Raw genomic sequence first — 18,435 nt, 5'->3', positions numbered from 1 at the left:
GTCGCTCCTTGCCGAGCCATCAAAAAAAAAGAGCCCAATTCGCCCGCCGCCGCGCCAAGCATCAAGCGAAGGGACAGAGCCGAGAGAGCGGACCCGCATTAGTTAGTGGGTCAGCGCAGGTTTTTATAATGGAATTTGCCCGAGTTGGGCAGTCGATCAGCGCGCGTTGTCGGGTAGTGCTACGAGCATCACGCGCGGATCGGCGCCGGTGATGGCAAGCTGGGCGCCGTCCGGCGACCAGGCGACGTTGAACGCGCTGCGCAGTGGAAGATTCTCTTGTAGCAGTGGCTGAATGGTTTCGACGTCCCAGACGATCAGTTGGCCGGTATAGCCCAGCGTCGCGAGTCGCAAACCGCTCGGGCTGAAAGTGGCCCGATAGATATAGTCGCGATGGCCTGCAACTGTCTTGACTGGCTGTTCATCGCCGACATTCCACAATTGCCAGGTCTTGGCAAGCCCCGCCGCGACCAGGCGCGCGCCGTCGGGGGACCAGCAGAGCGTATAGAGACCATCCGTGACGCCGCTGGTCAGTTCCTGCAGCGGTTTGCCGTCAGACGATTGCCAACGGCGGATGGATTTGTCGGCGCTGGCCGAGGCCACCTCGCTAGCGCCGGGGCGAAAGGCGACGGTGTAAACTTCCGCTGTATGCCCGGCCGCATTGGCGTAGTTCGCGCCGTCGCTCACATTCCAAAACTTGATGGTCTTGTCGGCGCCGGTTGATGCCAACTGCACGCTGTCGGGAGAAAAATCAAGACTATAGACTCGCTCGGTGTGCCCTGCCAATTTGAGTCTTGGCGCCAGCGGCGGCGCGCCCTCCGCCGGCGCTGTCACCGCCGCCACCAAATCGTAGACAAGGATGGTCTTTTCCAATCCCGACGAGGCAAGTTGTTTGCCGTCGGCGGACACGGCCACTGCCAGTACCCGATCGGCATGGTCGGCGAGCGTGCGAATCGGCTTGCCGGTCGCGCGATCCCAAATCTTGATCGTTTTGTCGAAGCCCCCTGTCACCAAGTGCTTGCCGTCACGAGTGTACGCGACCGCGTATACCGGCTGTTGATGCCCTTCCAGGTAGCTGAACATCGGCCGTCTCCGTGCGTTTACTTTTCGCCTGGCGTGGACTTGAGGCTTTCGAGATACGCGATGATGTCGGTGAACTCGGCGGGCGTCAGCCCATCCTTGAGCCCGGTGGGCATCATCGACACGTTCTGCGTTTCTCGCTCATCGACCTCGGCCGCGGGCACTCGGCGCACGCGTCCTTCGGCGTCCAGCAGGTCAATCGCGTCGTCGGCGTCGCTCTTGATGATGCCTTGCAGAATCTCGCCGGCGCTGGTGACAACGACGGATAGTTGATAGCCCGACAAGATGCGATTCGAGGGTTCCAGCACGGAGCGAATCAGTTCCTCGCGCGGATACTTGGCGCCAACGCCGGCCAGATCGGGGCCGACTTGCCCCCCGCCGTCTCCTCCCACCGCGTGACATTTGACGCAGGCGACTCCTTGGCGATCGGCAAACAAGGCGCGGCCGCGACTCGCATCTCCCGACTCGGCCAGCGCGCGCTCGCGATAGCGGGCCGGGTCGGTGGCTTGAGGCGCCACGTTATCGAGAAACGCCAGTCGCGGATCGCGCTGCTTGATGGCGACGCTGAACTCCCACGGACCACTGTCGTTCCCGGCCAACACCCAGATCTGGTTGTCGCCTGCCACGAGTTCGATGGGCGCGCTGTCTTGGTTGGCCGACCAACCGCGCGAAGTGTCGTGCTGATAAACCTGTTTGCCATTCACGTACAGCGTCAATTGGTCATCGCTGCCGATCAGCGCTTCGCTAGTCGTGGCGGTGGGTGAAGCGACGATCGCATGAGCAATGGCCCACGCGTCGTTTTCTGGTCGAAGCCCATTAAGGCGGATCCGCCCACCACCCTTCGGGCTAGCTGCCTTGTGCCAGGTGAGTGTGCGATCGCCCAACGCGACGCGCTGATCGGTGTCTGGTGCGGCCGCCGGATCGAAACTCGGCCGCTGCGCCTTGGGCCACGCCCCCATCACGTTCCACTGAGTGATCGGCGTCGGCTCTCCTACGACGCTTTTTAACGCGGCGCGGGCTTGGCCGCTCAATTCGCCACGCTCGTGGAGCAACACCAAATCGTCGTCAATCGCGCGGCCAAGCGACACCAGCGCTGCGCGGCAGGCCTCGCGCAGGTCCGCGTTCTTGTCAACGAGGCCGTCGATCAATAACGGCGCAGCGCGTCGATCGGGCATCTGGGCCAGCGCGGCAATCACGTCGTAACGCAAGGACGTGTCGCTCGCGGCGTTGATAATTTGGGGAACATAGTCGCACGCATGCAACTTGCCAAGGGCGGTAATGCATGCTTGGCGAACTACGACTTCCGCATCGTCGAGCTGCTCGGCAATCGCCGGCGCGCCGGGAACGCCGACAATTTCTACGTAGGCGGTGATGGCTTGCGCGCGCGCCGCGGCCGAACCATTGGCAAAGCGGCCGAGAATCACCGGCCCCGCGGCTGCCGCTTTCATCTGCGCCAGCGCTTGCATCGACACCACGGCAAGCTCGTCGGAGGTTTCTGGCCTGGCAACAATGCCGATCAATTGCTCTACCGCATCGGCGGAGCCAATGGCCATGATCGATTGCACGGCCGCTTGACGCAGCGCGTCGGATGCGCTCGTGTCAGAGGCGGCGTCGATCAGGCCGGCAATTGATTCCTCGTCTTTCAGCTCGCCGACCGCCAAAATCGCCTCGCGGCGCACCGCTTCGTCGGAATCGGCCAAAAGCCGACGCAGCAGCTCGGCCGCATTCTCGTTTCCGGTTGCCCGCAACGCGACAGCCGCGGCCAGGCGGAGCGCGGGATCGGCATGCTCAACGCCGGCACCAAGCGCGGATTGGGCGATGATCGTGCCGACCCACTCGCGATCCTTGGGGCGCGAGAACTTGGCGCGCGCCGGCTGAGTGCCCCACCAACCTTCTTGATACGGCGCCGCCTGGTACAGCACTTCTCCCACCGCGCCGAGCGCTTTGGGGCGCAGTTGCGGATCTTGCCCTGCAAACGCCGCGCGAATCAGCACCGATAGCGCGTCCTCGCTGTAGACGCCGGTCATCGCCAGCACCGCCCCCTCGCGAACGCGCGAATCAGGCGAGTTGATAAACTCTTCGGCATATCCCCAGTGATTGATCGAGCGCAGCGCTTGGATCATTGCGAAACGCGCAAATGCGTCCGGCGCGCCCAACGCGGCGAACAGCGGCTTCACCGATCGGTGGTCGGCGATTTGTCCGAGCGCCACCGCCGACCACATGCGCACCGACGGGTCATCGTCCGCCAAGCGCGCTTCCAGCGCCATGATGGCCGCGTCTCGATTCGGCAACTTGAATGCATCGGGTCGCGCGGCGGGCGACTGACTCGCGGCAATCGTGTACAGGTTGCGCGTGGCAAAACGCTGGCCAATCGCGCGGGCGGCCTGTGCGCGCACATCGGCATCGGCGTCTTGGATTGCTTGCGTCCAGAGCGCCGCGGGATCAACGGCGGGCGTGCGATCCGCAATCGCGTACAGCGCCCAAATGGCGTGTGTCTTGGCCAGCTTGTCCGTGCTGGCGGCGAGCAGCGTGGTGAGCGAAGCAACCGCCGGCTCACTGATGCGAACAAGTGCCTGCTGTGCGCGCATCCGCTCGCTATGCGCCGGATGCGCTAGGGCCGCGATCTGTCGATCGAGCGGATCGGCATCGACAGCACGCTCCGGTTCCGGGGGCACATCGCCCCCTGTGTAGCTGACGCGATACAGCCGACCGACGACATCCGGACGAGTCCAGCCACCGTAGTTCCAATCGGCGATGTACATGTAGCGGCCATCGGGACTGAAGCACAAGTCTTGCGGGCAGAACTCGCCCGCGCCATCGGCCACGATGAAATCCTCCACTTCGGCCGCGAAGGTCGCGCCGGACTTTTTGGGCGTGAATCGCTGTAACTTGCGTTTGCCCCATTCGCAGTGAAACGCGCTGTCGCGATATTTGGCCGGCCAAGCCGCTTCACGATAACACGCCGCCCCTACGGGCGAGCCGCCGCCGTGCTCACTGATCCGAGGAAGATGCCGCTCGGGATGCGGATGGTAATCGTAAGGGTAGCCGTAGTAGCCAGTCGGAACGTGATGCGTGAAACGCGTCCACCAGCCCAGGCCGTCGTCGGTGTTGTCGTAGGTGAAGATATTGTCGAGCGAGTCCAGGGCCACATCGAGGTGGTTACGCGTGCCGCTGGAAAACACCTCCAGCCGTGTGCCGTCGGGGCGCATACGGACAACGCCACCCCCTTCGAGCGAAATGGCGCCGCCGTCAGCGCCGCGCGCCAGCGGCACGCCCTTGTCTCCCACCGACACATAGATCAATCCGTCGAGTCCGATGCGCGTGCCGGTGACAATATGATCGTTAAAGCCAAACACCCCCGCGGGCGGTCCAAATCCTTCTGCCAGGTCTTTGCGAACGTCGGCCACGCCGTCGCCATTGGTGTCTTGAAACATGGAGTAGTGCGGCGCGTGCATCACATACAGCGCGCCGTCGTGCCACACCAGTCCGAAGACCGCTGACAGCCCATCGCAAAACACCGTCTTGCGGATTGGTTGGCCGTGCTCGTCGAACTGTATATACAGGACGCGATCGAACTCCTTGGTGGTGGGGCCGCGCATGTCCATCGGATCTTCGCCGACAAACAAGTTGCCGTGGTCGTCGCACGTCACCACCGACGGGTGTTCGATGTCAGGCGCTTGATACAAGAGCTCAACGCGAAAGTTGTCTGGCGCCTTTTGCGCGTGCGCCGCCTGCGGTAATTGCAACAGACAAACTATGAACGCCAAGCAGGAGATTCTGATATTCACGGCGAAACCAAGCGAGGCAATGAGGCGGGAAGTCGAGCAGTTACGTCATCATCCCCCAAGGGGAGGGTCGGCGCCATGATAACCTCGCCGATCCGCGCAGGGGAGCGTCTGCGCTAGCTAGCCGATTCGCGCTTCCAGCGCACGACATCGGCGATAATCGCGTTCAGATCGTAGCGCGGAGCGTAACCGATCGTGTCGCGCAGTCGGGTCAGGTCGGGCACGCGCGAGCGAACGTCCTCAAAGTCGGCTGAATACGCCGCGGCATAACTCTGAAATTCGACGCCCGACGTAGATTGCGCGGCGGCGATGACGCGCTGAGCCAATTCCAAGATGCTCACCGGCTGGTCGCTGCCAATGTTGAACACGCGCCCCGCCGCGCCCTGCGAATCCATCAGCGCCAGCACAGCGGCGACGACGTCGCTCACATGAGCGAAACAGCGAAGCTGACGGCCATCGTCATGCACGATCAACGAGCGACCGGCGAGCGCGGCGTCGACGAAGCGCGGCAACACCATGCCGTATTGGCCGGTCTGCCTGGGGCCGACCACGTTGAAAAATCGCCCGACGACAACGGGCAAACTTTGCTGCCGCCAATAGGCGAGCGCCAAGAACTCGTCGATCGCCTTCGATGCGCCATAGGCCCAGCGCGGCCGCGTGGTGGGGCCCAGCACCAGATCGTCGTCTTCGGTCCAGCTTGGCTTGGGGTTCTTGCCGTATACCTCACTGGTGCTGGCCAGGAACAGGCGGACTTGCCCACCGCCTTGCAGCTTGTCGCGCGCGATGCGCAACAGCAGGTCGGTCGGGTTGATGTTGGTTTCAATCGTGCGAATTGGATCGTCGGCAATCAGCGCCACGCCCACCGCGGCGGCGAGGTGGTACACCTCGTCGGCGTTACTTACTAATTGGCGCATCAGGGGCTCATCGGAGATCGCGCCGCGCACAAAGCGCAATCGGTCGGAGCGGCGCGCCGCGGTCAAATTGGCGATCGTGCCGGTCGATTCGTCGTCGATGACGGTCACCAGCCGGCCGCGCGTTAATAGCGCCTCGGCAAGGTGGCTGCCAATGAAACCGGCTCCGCCAGTCACCAAGCATCGAATCTCGCGAGGGGCGTCGGCCAAGGGAGGATGCGCCTGTGATGACTGGCAATGACTAGGACCGCGTGTCGACCGGTTCGGGCTCATCGCTGCCTGCCAACGACTCGTCGCGGGCAGCAGGACGTATGGCGATCGATGCAATGACCGAGGCGCCTAACAGTCCCAGCACGACAAGCAGCGAACCCCAATCGGGCAGCGGCCAATGGAGCCAACTTTGTTCGGGCGCCGGCCACCAGTCGGCATGCTGCAGGTGCTGTAGCGTCTTCACAGTCATCTTGACGCCGATGAAGATCAAGATGGCGCTCAAGCCATAGTGCAGGAACCGGAACAGATTCATTACTCCGGCCAGCAAGAAGTAGAGCGCGCGCAGGCCGAGGATCGCGAAGATGTTGGAGGTGAACACGATGAACGGATCGCGCGTAATGCCAAAGATGGCGGGGACGCTATCGACGGCGAACAGGACATCGGTGCTCTCGACCACCAGCAGCACCAGAAATAGCGGCGTGATGGTGAATTTACCCTCCTCGCGGACGAAAAAATGATCGCCATGATCTCCGCGCGCGACCGGAAACATGCGCTTCGCCAGTCGCAGCAACCAATTGGTATTGGGGTCGATCTCGTCCCCCTCATCGTGAAAGGCGAGCTTCACGCCGGTATAGACCAGAAAGGCGCCGAACAGGAGCATGACCGGCTCGAACTGCTGAATCAGTTTGGTGCCGAGAAACACAAAAATAAACCGCATCACCACGGCGCCAAGGATGCCCCAGAACAGGACGCGGTATTGATACTTGCGGGGGACGCCAAAGAAGCCGAACACCACCGCGAAGACAAAGACGTTGTCCATTGACAACGACCATTCGACCAGATAGCCGGTCAAAAAATTGATGGCGGCTTGCGAAGGCTTGGGGTGGTTCAGCACATTGGCGTAGAGCCACCAAACAAAGCCATTGAACAATAGCGCAATGGAACACCAAATGGCGGTCCAAATCGCCGACTCGCGCAGCGATGGCTCGTGCGCCTTGCGGTGAAACACCACCAAGTCGAGCGTCAGCAACACCGTCACCAGCGCGGCGAACCCCAACCAATAGCCAACTGGCACCGTGACAATCGCTTCTGCTGGCAAGTCAGGTCTCGCGAATAGGATTGCGCTGAGTAAAACGGCTCGATTCGCCTCGGCAAGCGCGCAGCACCTTACTTCGCCAAGGCTTACGAATCATAAGGGTTTGCGAAAAATCCGACAACCGGGCCAACGCCAGCATGGTGACGGCGACTCAATCGCCGAGTTACTCGGCGCGGCGAAGCATCGTGGCCACGGGCAAAGTTGCCAGGAGAACTCCGCAAATAGCGAGCAAACTGGTTGCGGGTTCGGGCACGGGGGTAAATGAAGTGATGACCGCGGAGAATCCCGCGCCCTTGGTCAGGCTCAGCCAGCCGATATCGAGCGTCATTTGATCAAACTCGCTGGCCGCAATCGTGGTCGGCAATTCTTCGCTGGATAGCGCGGCGCCGGTCGAATCGATCAGCCGCAGTATGAAGTACACGGAGTCGCCGGCGGCATTGGGCACATTGGGTGGGAGCGGACGAGAATAGGAAATGCCAATAACGTCGCCGCCGCTCACGTCGTCACCCACGACCACGACCAACCCGCGCGAAGGGCTGCTTGAAAAGTCTTGGCCGCCAATGGCAAGCTGAACACCGCTATGGGGAATGTTCGGCGATTGCTGGTAGGCCGTGGCGCCGGCGAATAAAAGCGAAAGCGGCGAGTTACCGATTTCCGTGGGCGGCGCTTCGCTGTCGTAAGTGACTATTCCAGTGATCGGGTCGCCAACTCGAATGTCTAGCGCCGGCTCCGAACCGGAAGTGATCTGTCCGGAAAATGCAAATGAAACCGTCGCCGCCTCGCTGACGCGGACATTTAGCGCCAGCGCCAAAAGTAACAGCATTGCTACGCGGATCGCCACGGCGGAATCCAGATACACGGAGAGTGAGCGTCAAACGACTTGAAGCTTGGCGCTTACTATGGTTCATTGCGCCCGACAAAACAAGCAGTCTTGCTCGACCGATCAGGTTAGCGACTCCAACGCTAACGGCCCGTTTTTTAATTTTTGTGGGGCTAGATTGGCCTCACCAGCCCATGACCATGTTCGATTCGATGATCTTGCGGGCGCGCTCGAGATCAGAGCCGGTCTCGTGCATGTAGAGGCGAATGGCGTGTACCTTGTCGCCAGCCGCCTTGGCCAGGCAGTCGCGGGCCGTATTACAGGGATCGGTGGCGCCGGAGATGCCTAGGGCCGATTTCGAGATCACCCAGGTGTCGCGAGGGCGCCGCGTCATGCGGACGATTTTTTCCTCGGGATAGGCGTCGTTGACCACGTTGGAGGCGCCGGCTTCCTCGCCAGCCCAGGTGATGATGATGTGCGACTCGGTCTCGATTTCAAACAACGGCATGGCACTGGCCTCCCACCAGAGGGAATCGTTCGAGGTGCGAAAAGAGAAGCGCATGGCGGGCTCGATCGTCCTGCATGGACACACAGCACTCACAAAGGTTGCTGACCAATCCCGATCGGCGTCGACTCGGCGCTAGCGGCATACCGAAGATGGTAGAATTCTCGGCAAGGGTCGTCAACGACTCAGATGCCCCCCTTTGGCCGGGGATTGCGCTTAGAACTGGCCGCCCGCGCGAATTATGTGGCGCCAACCGCATTCGCCAATTGCTGGCGCCTCTGGCGCAGTTGTTCTGGGTTGGCCGTGCCGGTTGTGCCGAGTTGAGTCACCGTGATCGAAGCCACCAAGTTGCCGACATCGGCGGCTTCACCGGGGGTAGCGCCGCAGAGTAGCGCCGCTACGATCCCGCTGGTGGCGCTGTCGCCGGCGCCGACCGTGTCGATGGGGCCGGAGACCGGCGGCGCCGCCGACAATTCGGCGCCGGCCGCATCGACGACCAGGATGCCCAGCGATCCGGCCGTGCAATAGATGCGCTGGCCGGCGCGGCGTGATAATTCAGTAGCCGCCGCCTGCGCGACCTGCAAGCGACTTGAGGCGCCGCGCTGGTGAAACTCGCGCTCGTCAATGGGCCGACCCAGCGCGCGGCAGCACTCCGCGATGTTGGGTTTGAGCGTGCCCGCGCGAAACTCGCCAATGAACGCCCGGCTGTCGATAAACATCAACTTGTTCGGCTGGCCGCGCTGCAACTCGGCAAGATGTTCGCGCACGCGAGGGGTGACGACACCCCAGCCTGACTCGTTCACCTGGTCCAGCACGATGAGCCCATCGGTCGATTCCCAGACGGCGGTCGCCCTTTCGATAACCTGCCGTTCGCTCGCTGCCGACAGCGGTTCGCGATTGCGCAAATCGAGACGATTGAGTTCGCGCCAGGCGCCTGCGGCGTCTTTTTGCAGCGGTTTGGTGTAGGTCGGCGTCTTGCGATGCGGGTCGCGCACCACATGCGCCGCGTCCACCGGCATCTGCTCCAGCGCCTGGAGCAGATCGTAGGCCTGGCCGTCGTCGCCCAACACGGTAACTGGCACAAGACGGCCGACACCGAGGGCCACGAGATTGTTCATCACGGTGCCTAGCGCGCCGGGCTGATTGCGGATGCGGGTGACCTGATAGGCTTCGAGGCCGGTTTCGATCGAAAGTTCACGCAGCTCGGCGTCGATCTCCAGATAACGATCAAGAAACAGATCGCCGATCAATCCAATCCGCAGATCACCAAAGCCCGCCAGCAATCGCTCCAAGCGGTCGAGCGCGATCACGACTGGGCCTCCGCCGCCAGGGCCGCCGCGCGCAAACGCGGCACGGTCGATCGGTGATCGCCGCTAATATAGAAGCTTTCACCGCCATCAGCGACGGTGCGCACGAGCACCGTTTTCCAAGGGCGGTAATAGTATTGCGGGTTGGACTTTGGCGCCTCGGACTGCCAATGCCCCCTGATTTCAATCAGGTCGAACGCCGCCGTGGTGAAGTGCGCGATCTGCCGCCCTTCCTGGTGCGCCACGTTGCGCGCCATGGCCAGCGCCTTGAGATACACTTCGGGCCCCATCACGGCGGTGCCAAAACATAGAAAGACGCCGTTCTGCAGCTTGTCGACCGTGCTGGTCAGCGCGAGAAAATCGCGATAGCTGGCTGCGCCAAACGCGGCCGCGTCGAAGTTGGGATGCTCATGCAAGATGTCGTAACCGATGCCAATGTGGACCGTGATCGGGATGCCGAGCCGATACCCGGCGGCCAACACACTGGTGTCTTTATTTGGAAAGTCGCCCTGCAGGATTTCGCGGCCGAGCGCCTCGCCCAGTCCCAATCCCTCGTTGGCGCCGCGGCGGACCACGTCGTTCATCTGCCCGGTTTCGTGCCACAGGCCAAACTCGCCGGAACGAATATAGCGAGCGACGCTTTCGCAGGTGGCACCGATCTTGGCTAGTTCATAGTCGTGAATCGGCCCGGCGCCGTTCATGCCAATGTGCGTAATCAGGCCCCGTTCCATCATGTCGATCAACTGGCGGCCAACCCCCGCGCGAATCACATGCGCCCCCATGAGCATCAAGCGAGCGCCCCCCGCCGCGCGCGCCTTCACCAGCCGCTCGCCCAGTATGCCCAAGTCCTGCATGGCCTGGGGCGACAGTTCGCCGGGCAAGTCGTCGATGGCCAGCATATGCGAATAGGGAACGTCATGCTGTCGCTCGTGCAGCGGCTTTATCAGCAGACGGTTGCGATCGAATTGCGGCAGTATGGAGGGCATGGCATTTTGGTTCTAGTTCAGGCCGAGCGTTTCAAACAGTCGATCCTGGCAGCGGTAATCGCCAATGATGATGTCGGCGCCGGCTCGCAACAACCGGTTGCGCTTCCACTCGTTGACGCCTTGACGCGATTCTTCGTTGCTGGCCACTCCGATCGCCACCCCGCCGGCGCCATGTACTTCCTCAATCTCCACAAATCCGTCGCCCAAGCCGATGAGCTGATGTCCGGCGACACCAGTCTGCTGAATGATGCGATCGATGATCATCTTCTTGGAAAAGTTCTGGTAGTCATCCAGCGCGCCGTAGATGTGCTCTCCAAAGAACTCCGCCACGCCGAGCGCCTCCGCCTCCTGTCGGACATAGACCAGATCAGTGCCCGAGGCGAGATAAAGGGTCAGCCCCATGTCGCGCAGTCGCGTCAACAATCGATGCGACTCGGGCACGGTCAGCTCGTCTTGAGTCATCGCGCCGGAGCGCAGTCCTTCGATGCGCCCTCGGATCTGCGCGGTGAGCAACTCGTGGTATTGATGTTTGTAGTGCAAGGGATCGCGCGGTTCGCCCCCGCGAGCGCGCACCTCGTCGGCGAGTTGCATCATCTGAAAAATCGTTTGCCGACCATTGAGCCGCATGACGAATTCCTCGACTTCCGCATGCAACTCGTCGCGCGACTCGCGTGTGCCGGTGGCCGCCAGCACATCGACCATCATCGGGATCATGATTTCTGGCCAATTGCGACGGATGAGCGATAAGGTGCCGTCGAAGTCGAAAAGCACCGCGCGAAAATCGCCGCGTCGAAATTCGGGGCGGCGGATTTCGATCTCCAGTCCCGACGCGGTTGCTGCGGCGGGTTTCATGTCGCTCATGCAATACTCCGGGCCGTGCGCCGCATCGGGCGGTGGCAATCTACTGTGGCGCTTTGTCAGTTGGCGAGCAGGTGCTCGAGAATATACAGTTCCAGCCCTTCGTAGTCGCGCGCCGCGCGGAAGGCTTCTACCTTGGCGCTATCGACCGCGCGGACCAGCGCCAGTAGGTGGTTGAACATCGCCAGGCTATTGGCGAGATGCCGGGTTTGATCGGCCTGCTTGGTGGTGCGCATCGCCTTGACATCCAGGCCGACAACGCCAATGTCGTAATATTTGGCGCGATCGAGCACCCACACCTGGTTGAACGCGCGGCGCAGGTCGACCGAGCCAAAGGTCTTGTCCTGGTCGTATTTCAGCCCGTTCTGGTCATTGAGATGCACTCCCCAGAGCTTGCCGTGCCAGAGGGCGTAGGCCATGTCGTCCGAGGGGTCGAGGCCAGCCAAAATGCTGTGCGCGCTCTCGATGAGCACGCCCACTCGCGACGGATCGACCGTGCGATAAGCCAACCCCATGAAGTGGCCGACCGTGGGGCAGTAAGCCTGATCCATCGGTTCGTTGGGCTTCATTTCCCCCACCACGCGCAAGTGGGGGTCGTATTTCAGAATCTCGTTGATCGCGTCGACCAGTCGGCCGGTGGCGACCAGCGGATCTTTGGCCTCGCGGATGTAAGTTCCTTCGCGCGCGGGCCAGAGCACCATTAGATCAATGCCCATCATGCGCGCGATGTCGACCGAACGGCGCGTGCGGTCGCGGGCGTAGCTGCGATCGGCGGCCTTGTTGGCCGTGTAACCGCCGTCGATTGTTCGCGCGTCTTCCCAAAGTCGCGGGGCAATGAACTCGCCGGTCAGCCCTTCGCTGTCCAGCAGCTTTTTCACCTTGGCGACACCCTTGGCGGTTTGGGCCGCGTCCCAATCGGCGGGCACAACATCGTCGTCGTGCAGTTGCACGTAGCTGAAGCCGAGCTTTTTGTACTCGCGAATCTTCTTGGCGAACTCCACCTCCTTGCGCACCGCCGGTCCGAATGGATCGGCGCCCATGGAAATGTTCCAGGGTCCAAAGCTAAAGCGGTAGTCGGCTGGTTTGGCCATGCAGGCAGGACTCCTGTCAGCGAGTTGAAAGGCCGGCGTCAGCCAGAGATTGGCCAGAGGCGCCAAATTCGGGGAGGAAAAATCGGTAGGAGCGGTCAGTGTAGTCAATGCCAACTAAGCCGCAAGGGGCGGCAGCATCGGCGGTTGCGCCGCCAAAAACATGAAAAATGCCATCCATTTTGGGTTGCCCTGGCGAACGCGCTGCCGCTTAATGGTAAGTACCGTTGTCAATCATCTTGTCCCCGCCGCGCTCCATGACTCGTTCTGTCGCCCAAGCTCTGGTTTGCGCCCTTGTTGGCGCCGCGGTATGTCCGTCGATCGCCCGTGCGGTCGATCGCATGACCGTGCAGCGCGAGGGAGAAAAGTCCCACATTACGGGCAAGACCCTTATCGAGGCGCGGGATGGCGGCGTGCTGCTGATGGCGCCCAATGGCGTGTTGTGGAATGTGCCGCCAGACGAACTGGTAGAGCGTACGCGCGACGAGACGACCTTCGCGCCGCTATCGGCCGATGAACTGGCTGCGGACGTGTTGCGGCAACTGCCCCAGGGTTTTGAGTATTACAAGACCGCGCACTACGTCATTTGTTACAGCACCACCCGCGAGTACGCGCAGTGGTGCGGCAGCCTGTTCGAGCGACTCTATCGCGGCTTCACCAATTTCTGGCGGAACAAAGGTTTTGAACTGCACGATCCTGAGTTCCCGCTCGTGGCGATCGTGTTCGACGACCGGCGCGCCTATCAAGCGCACGCGCGACCAGTTCTCAAGGGCGCCACGGAGGCGGTGACCGGATACTACAGTCTGGAAACCAACCGCATGACGATGTACGACCTGACCGGCACGCAGGCGATGCGCGACCGTAGTGAGCGCCTTTCGACAGCGGAGCAGGTCAATGTGATTCTGTCCCAACCGCGCGCCGAGCGCAACGTGGCGACCGTCGTCCACGAGGCGACCCACCAAATCGCCTTCAATTGCGGTCTGCAAACACGGTACGCCGACATTCCATTATGGGTTAGCGAGGGCATTGCGGTCTATTTTGAAACGCCCGACCTGACGAGCAACAAAGGTTGGCGCGGCATCGGCAACGTCAACGCGCTGCGGCTTGCGCAGTTCCGCCAGTATTTAGGTTCTCGTCCCGCTGACTCCATTGCCACGCTGGTGGCCGACGACAAGCGTTTTCGCGATATCAAGCAGGCCACAGCGGCGTATGCCGAGGCGTGGGCGCTCAACTACTACCTGCTGAAAGCGCGCAGCAAGCAGTACGTGGCCTATCTGCAGCGACTCGCCGCCAAGCCGCCGTTGGTTTGGGACGGCCCGGAAAAGCGATTGCAAGAGTTTCAAGAAGTCTTTGGCGACTTGGAACAACTGAACATCGACCTGCTGCGACAGATCGACAAGTTGTAATTAACCAACTAACTCAACGTAGCAGACGCTGATTGGTCGTAAGGCCCGCGTCGAGCATTGCTGCCTGACGAGGCGCTTGTGCCGAATTGCCAGTGTTGGCAGCGGCTTGGCTACTCCATTCGAGCAGCGTGCGGCGCGGCGCCGGTTTTGGAGTCAGCGTGTTGGGTGGCTGAACTAGCGGCGCCGCGACGGCGGCTGGTTTGCCGTCGCGCGGGTAGGCCGCCGAGGTCGCTGATTGCTCGCTGGCGGTACGCGCGTGCCAGCCCGCCGGTTGAACCGGTGGCGACGCGTTCGCTACCTGCCGCGGATTGTCGGCCGGCTCAGGCAGATCGCTGCTTTGGGCTCGAAACGTCGGTTCGGCGTCGGCGGGCGCATCGGCCATGGCCAACAGTTCGCCATTCTCGTCGGCGGGCGTTTGGAGAGTATCCAGCTTGGGGCTGCCCTGCTGCACCCAGGCGACCCAAGAGTTTTGCAGATCAGAGAGGTTGTCATACCCGTAGTAGCGCTTGGTCGTCGCCGACCATTGTTCGCCGCGCATGCCGTCGGCGACGAAATTGACAAACTTCTTGCGTCCCCCCTGCTGAATCAAGAATTTGCACAGCGAATACCCCTGCGAGTAGAGGGGCATCACGTCGGGCGGATAATCGCGCATCATGAACATGCGGCTGAAGGCAATGCCGCGATTGGTGCGCAAGAATTGGATCAGCATTTGTTGCTGCTTCCGACGCTCGCTTTCGTGCTCGACGGTGGTGCAGGCGCCCTCGTCGGCCCAACGCGGCAGCGGCCGCCGAAAGTGGCTGGCGAAGATAGTGTGCGTCACTTCGTGCGGCAGGACCGAGTCGAGAATGCGCTCGGGCGTGCCTTGAATCGTCATGTGCCAGCCAAAGACCTCGCCCTGGTCGAACATAAACGTCGTGGCGCCGCCGGCGCCGAGATTGGGACCCACTTCAAGAATGATCGGGCAAGGCTGCGACCAGCGCGGCAGTTCCTTGCCAATCCAGAGCACGGCCAGTTCGCGGCGGAACTTTTCGGCCGATTCGCCCACCTGCTTGGCAAAATCGCCAGAGGGCGCGGTGACTACAAAGTTGGGAGTGCGATAACTCGCTCCCAGCGCGAAGAAGGCCGCCACGGTGAGGGCAGCCCGAATGATGCGAGCGTCCATGCTCTTGTGGGTCTCCTGGAGTCAGAGACGATGCTCAGAGCCACATCCGTGTGGCCCACGATCGATTGAAGATCGCCGGCGAGCGAGAGCAAGCGGCGGGCCAATCGTTCGCTGCAGAGCCTCGAATGCCAAGGATTCAGTACGCCAAACTCATGTCAGACACGACCTTGCACGCTAGGAAACTTGCGGGAAAACTGCGCGAAAGTGCCGTGCCTGACCGGAAAACTTTGCAAAGAGTAGCGACAATCGCCATCGCCACCTAGAGGAGTTCGATAATTTACGCGAGGTGCAGCGCTGTGGCAAAAGGCGACTTTTTGACTCAGGAATGTTCGTCGGCCGCCAGCATGTTCAGAATAGCGCGGTTGGCCTCCGGAAACCGCAGCGTCGCTAGCTGTCGGCGCTCGATCCATTGAAAGGGCGCGCATGGCGGATCATCAGACGCCAACTGGCACTTGAAGAAGCGCAGTCGCACGGCGCCGTGTGGATAGTCATGCTCCACGACCAGCAATTCCCTTTGCGCGCGCACACGAATGCCGGTTTCCTCCCAACATTCGCGCTCCGCGGCCAGCGCAGGCGATTCGTCGCTCCGCACTTTGCCGCCAGGGAACTCGCGATGGCCGGCCAGCGGCGCGCCGGCGGCGCGTTCGCCCACAAGGAAATGTCCCTTGTGCTCGACAACGGCGATGGCGATCTCGGCCGGCGTCATGAACCGAATGAAAAATTATGCGTCGGGACGGAACTTTTCGACCATGCGCCCGGGCGAGCCCATGACATTGTAGCCGGCGTCGATGTGCAAGATTTCGCCGGTGATTCCATCGCTCATATCTGACAGCAAAAACGCCCCGGTGCGGCCAACTTCCTCGTGCGAGATGTTGCGGCCCATCGGCGCCATGTGCTCATAGAGGCTCAGCATATCGTCGACGCCAGCGCCGCGGCCGGCCAAGGTTCGCAACGGCCCAGCGCTGATCGCGTTCACGCGAATGCCCCGCGGGCCCAGGTCGTACGCCAGATACTTCACGATCGAATCGAGCGCGGCCTTGCACACGCCCATGATGTTGTAGCCCGGCACCACCTTCTCGCCGCCGAAGTACGTGAGCGTGACGACGCTGGCGCGATCCTTGAGCACCGCGCGAGCCGCGTTTGTCACGGCAATCAGGCTATATGCGCTGGTTTCCATCGCGATGCGGAATCCCTCGCGACTGGTTTCCACGGTGTCGCGCTTGAGGTCTTCCAGCGGGGCAAAGGCAATCGCGTGAATGAGAAAATCGATTTCTCCCAGTTCGCTTTTGGTCGTTTCCATGACCTGACGAATCTGGTCATCGTTGTTGACGTCGAGCGGAATCAGGAACTTGGCGTTGGGCTGCGGATCGGTCAGTTGGGAGACACGGCGCCGATTGCGTTGCCGCTCGTCGTCTGGCCGGTCGGGAAGATGCGTAAAGCCGCAGACGGCGCCCGCACTCATGACCTCTTGCGCAATGGCCCAGGCAATGGAGTGGTCATTGGCCACACCCAAGATAAGCCCCTTCTTTCCCGCGAACCAATCCATTGCCATCTCCCAGCCAGAAAGTACGGAAGTTGTGCCGCAGAATAGCGGTTCCCGCATTTCGGCTCAACGTCCGTCGAGGCAGGGACAGGCGAGGTCGCTGGTATGTGGTCCCGACTGGATATTCTCAGGGAAATCGGCGGGACGTTGCTTTGAGGGTGGCAATCACGGCAAAATGGAAAAGGGGCCGTGCCAGCCAGCGCTAGCATCGAGGGGCGATTCTTTACGCTGACTAGGCACGGCCGGCCTCACAGTTTTTTCATGTCGAAGGCGGGGGCCCGTGTGGCGTCGTTCGCTGGGACAACCTCGATCACAGGCTCGACGCGCACGCCCGCCTGGAAATCATATCGACAATTGGGACATCGCGTTCCAAGCTTGCGAAGTTGTAAGCCGAGTGGCCCAATCAAGGGACTGTGGGCGGCTAAGACGGCTCGCGCGGCGCCGATTGGCGCGTCGGCCCTTGGGAATGGTCGCACGTCAGTACCAGATGGCGAGACCAGAATACCGAACGCACATGGGACAGATTTCGTCCGACCCTCGGTTGTGTGTCACACCAATTCGACAAACGCTAATTCAATCGGTCCGAACGTGCATGACTCCAATTCGTGGCGCGGGAATCTCTGCCTTAGCGGCTTGCCGACATTTGCGTCCTCCATACGATCCGGCACAGGTTGAGCGGCGGACTGCTTCGACGCCATGCCGGATGGCGAGCCGACTCACAGCCGGTAGCCGCGGCGATTGGAGCCGCATCGGCGCAGTTTTCTAATGGGGATCTGCATCGCCCTCACAGGGGAGCGAATTGAAGATCTCAATCGTCTGTCCAGCCGCTAAGATGGTGATCTCAATTTCCAGGATGGTCGTAGCTTGTCGATCCCGCGCGTATCGAATCTCAAGCGCCGTGCGACACTTGTACGCGACGAGAACACCGTAACGATACCCAACGCTGATTCGAGGTGAACGATGCGCATGCTCCCAGAGCTGATCCAGAACAATCGCCAGTGGGCCGACGACATGACCAAAGGCGATCCAAAGTTCTTTGAGCGGCTCAGCGAAAAACAGAACCCGCAATTCCTCTGGATCGGGTGTTCCGACAGCCGCGTGCCGGCCAATCAGATTATCGGTCTCGACCCGGGTGAGGTGTTCGTCCATCGAAACATCGCCAACGTCGTTGTTCACACCGACTTCAACTGCTTGAGCGTCATTGAATACGCGGTGGCGGTACTCAAGGTTAAGCATATCATCGTTTGCGGACATTATGGCTGCGGCGGGGTGAAGGCAGCCAGCGAGAACCATCATTTGGGGCTGATTGACAACTGGCTCCGCCATATCCGCGACGTGCGCAAAAAGCATGAAGAGTTGCTCTCCATGACGGCGCCAGAGTCGATCCGCTTGGATCGACTCTGCGAATTGAATGTTATTGAACAAGTCAGCAACGTCTGTCACACCTCAGCGGTGCAAGAAGCCTGGGAGCGTGGCCAACCCATTGCCGTGCATGGATGGATTTACCACATTAAAAACGGCATCATCAACGACATGGATGTCACGGTCACAAGTCCGGACGAGATCGATTCGGCATACCGCGTGGCTACCAGACTGCCGAAGTGATTTACAGGTTCGTAGCCGCATTTGGCTCTGAGTACTGGCGCTCGCACGAATTGCGGATGATCGATCGGCCGAGGAT

Annotated in this window: 15 protein-coding genes; 2 read left to right on the top strand and 13 right to left on the bottom strand. The window is 61.3% G+C overall.

All coding sequences use genetic code 11. The features are described 5' to 3' along the window. Positions 1-156: 156 nt before the first annotated feature. From K1X71_01000 to K1X71_00955, 10 genes are all read right to left on the bottom strand, one after another. Positions 157-1,080, bottom strand: coding sequence for a WD40 repeat domain-containing protein (locus tag K1X71_01000; protein MBX7071696.1), 924 nt, complete (start codon positions 1,078-1,080; stop codon positions 157-159). Positions 1,081-1,097: 17 nt separating this feature from the next. Continuing rightward, entirely contained in the window at positions 1,098-4,865 is a 3,768-nt protein-coding gene (locus K1X71_00995; protein ID MBX7071695.1) for a HEAT repeat domain-containing protein, read from the bottom strand. Positions 4,866-4,978: 113 nt separating this feature from the next. After that, on the bottom strand, positions 4,979-6,046 hold the full coding sequence (locus tag K1X71_00990; GenBank protein MBX7071694.1) for a GDP-mannose 4,6-dehydratase: 1,068 nt from the start codon (positions 6,044-6,046) through the stop codon (positions 4,979-4,981). Then, a complete protein-coding gene (locus K1X71_00985; GenBank protein MBX7071693.1) occupies positions 6,015-7,058 on the bottom strand; it encodes a TerC family protein in 1,044 nt (347 codons plus the stop codon). The genes K1X71_00990 and K1X71_00985 overlap by 32 nt, the downstream gene beginning before the upstream one ends. Positions 7,059-7,242: 184 nt before the next feature. After that, a complete protein-coding gene (locus K1X71_00980; protein ID MBX7071692.1) occupies positions 7,243-7,920 on the bottom strand; it encodes a hypothetical protein in 678 nt (225 codons plus the stop codon). Positions 7,921-8,083: 163 nt separating this feature from the next. Next, positions 8,084-8,407 (bottom strand): hypothetical protein, encoded by a 324-nt coding sequence (locus K1X71_00975; protein MBX7071691.1) that lies wholly within the window; start codon positions 8,405-8,407, stop codon positions 8,084-8,086. Between the two features lie 236 nt (positions 8,408-8,643). Next, the gene (locus K1X71_00970) at positions 8,644-9,714 is read right to left on the bottom strand and encodes a hypothetical protein (GenBank protein MBX7071690.1); all 1,071 of its coding nucleotides are present in this window, start codon (positions 9,712-9,714) and stop codon (positions 8,644-8,646) included. After that, positions 9,711-10,697: a hypothetical protein gene (locus K1X71_00965; GenBank protein MBX7071689.1), complete on the bottom strand. Its 987-nt coding sequence runs from the start codon at positions 10,695-10,697 to the stop codon at positions 9,711-9,713. Before K1X71_00965 ends, K1X71_00970 begins: the two co-directional genes overlap by 4 nt. A 12-nt stretch (positions 10,698-10,709) precedes the next feature. Further along, positions 10,710-11,558 (bottom strand): HAD family hydrolase, encoded by an 849-nt coding sequence (locus K1X71_00960; protein MBX7071688.1) that lies wholly within the window; start codon positions 11,556-11,558, stop codon positions 10,710-10,712. A 56-nt stretch (positions 11,559-11,614) separates the two neighbouring features. After that, complete coding sequence (locus K1X71_00955; protein MBX7071687.1) at positions 11,615-12,646, bottom strand: TIM barrel protein; 1,032 nt, start codon at positions 12,644-12,646, stop codon at positions 11,615-11,617. 254 nt (positions 12,647-12,900) lie between these two features. Between K1X71_00955 and K1X71_00950 the strand changes: the two genes are divergently transcribed. After that, positions 12,901-14,049, top strand: a complete 1,149-nt coding sequence (locus tag K1X71_00950; GenBank protein MBX7071686.1) for a DUF1570 domain-containing protein — start codon at positions 12,901-12,903, stop codon at positions 14,047-14,049. 13 nt (positions 14,050-14,062) lie between these two features. Here K1X71_00950 and K1X71_00945 read toward each other — a convergent pair whose 3' ends face one another. From K1X71_00945 to K1X71_00935, 3 genes are all read right to left on the bottom strand, one after another. Then, entirely contained in the window at positions 14,063-15,211 is a 1,149-nt protein-coding gene (locus tag K1X71_00945; protein MBX7071685.1) for a hypothetical protein, read from the bottom strand. A 319-nt stretch (positions 15,212-15,530) separates the two neighbouring features. Beyond that, entirely contained in the window at positions 15,531-15,917 is a 387-nt protein-coding gene (locus tag K1X71_00940; GenBank protein MBX7071684.1) for a (deoxy)nucleoside triphosphate pyrophosphohydrolase, read from the bottom strand. A gap of 15 nt (positions 15,918-15,932) precedes the next feature. After that, the gene (locus K1X71_00935; GenBank protein ID MBX7071683.1) at positions 15,933-16,757 is read right to left on the bottom strand and encodes an enoyl-ACP reductase; all 825 of its coding nucleotides are present in this window, start codon (positions 16,755-16,757) and stop codon (positions 15,933-15,935) included. A 957-nt stretch (positions 16,758-17,714) separates the two neighbouring features. Between K1X71_00935 and can the strand changes: the two genes are divergently transcribed. After that, complete coding sequence (can, locus tag K1X71_00930; GenBank protein MBX7071682.1) at positions 17,715-18,359, top strand: carbonate dehydratase; 645 nt, start codon at positions 17,715-17,717, stop codon at positions 18,357-18,359. Positions 18,360-18,435: the final 76 nt, after the last annotated feature.

It is taken from the genome of Pirellulales bacterium (assembly GCA_019694455.1).
Classification (GTDB): Bacteria; Planctomycetota; Planctomycetia; order Pirellulales; family JAEUIK01; genus JAIBBY01.
The sequence above is the reverse complement of the archived record's forward strand: the minus strand, read 5'-3'. Positions and strand labels throughout refer to the sequence as shown.

Coding starts and splice junctions, on each gene's coding strand:
- K1X71_01000 (MBX7071696.1), bottom strand. CDS start 1,080: ATGTTCAGCTACCTGGAAGGGCATCAACAGCCGGTATACGCGGTCGCG.
- K1X71_00990 (MBX7071694.1), bottom strand. CDS start 6,046: ATGAGCCCGAACCGGTCGACACGCGGTCCTAGTCATTGCCAGTCATCA.
- K1X71_00975 (MBX7071691.1), bottom strand. CDS start 8,407: ATGCCGTTGTTTGAAATCGAGACCGAGTCGCACATCATCATCACCTGG.
- K1X71_00965 (MBX7071689.1), bottom strand. CDS start 10,697: ATGCCCTCCATACTGCCGCAATTCGATCGCAACCGTCTGCTGATAAAG.
- K1X71_00960 (MBX7071688.1), bottom strand. CDS start 11,558: ATGAGCGACATGAAACCCGCCGCAGCAACCGCGTCGGGACTGGAGATC.
- K1X71_00955 (MBX7071687.1), bottom strand. CDS start 12,646: ATGGCCAAACCAGCCGACTACCGCTTTAGCTTTGGACCCTGGAACATT.
- K1X71_00950 (MBX7071686.1), top strand. CDS start 12,901: ATGACTCGTTCTGTCGCCCAAGCTCTGGTTTGCGCCCTTGTTGGCGCC.
- K1X71_00945 (MBX7071685.1), bottom strand. CDS start 15,211: ATGGACGCTCGCATCATTCGGGCTGCCCTCACCGTGGCGGCCTTCTTC.
- K1X71_00940 (MBX7071684.1), bottom strand. CDS start 15,917: ATGACGCCGGCCGAGATCGCCATCGCCGTTGTCGAGCACAAGGGACAT.
- K1X71_00935 (MBX7071683.1), bottom strand. CDS start 16,757: ATGGATTGGTTCGCGGGAAAGAAGGGGCTTATCTTGGGTGTGGCCAAT.
- can (MBX7071682.1), top strand. CDS start 17,715: ATGCGCATGCTCCCAGAGCTGATCCAGAACAATCGCCAGTGGGCCGAC.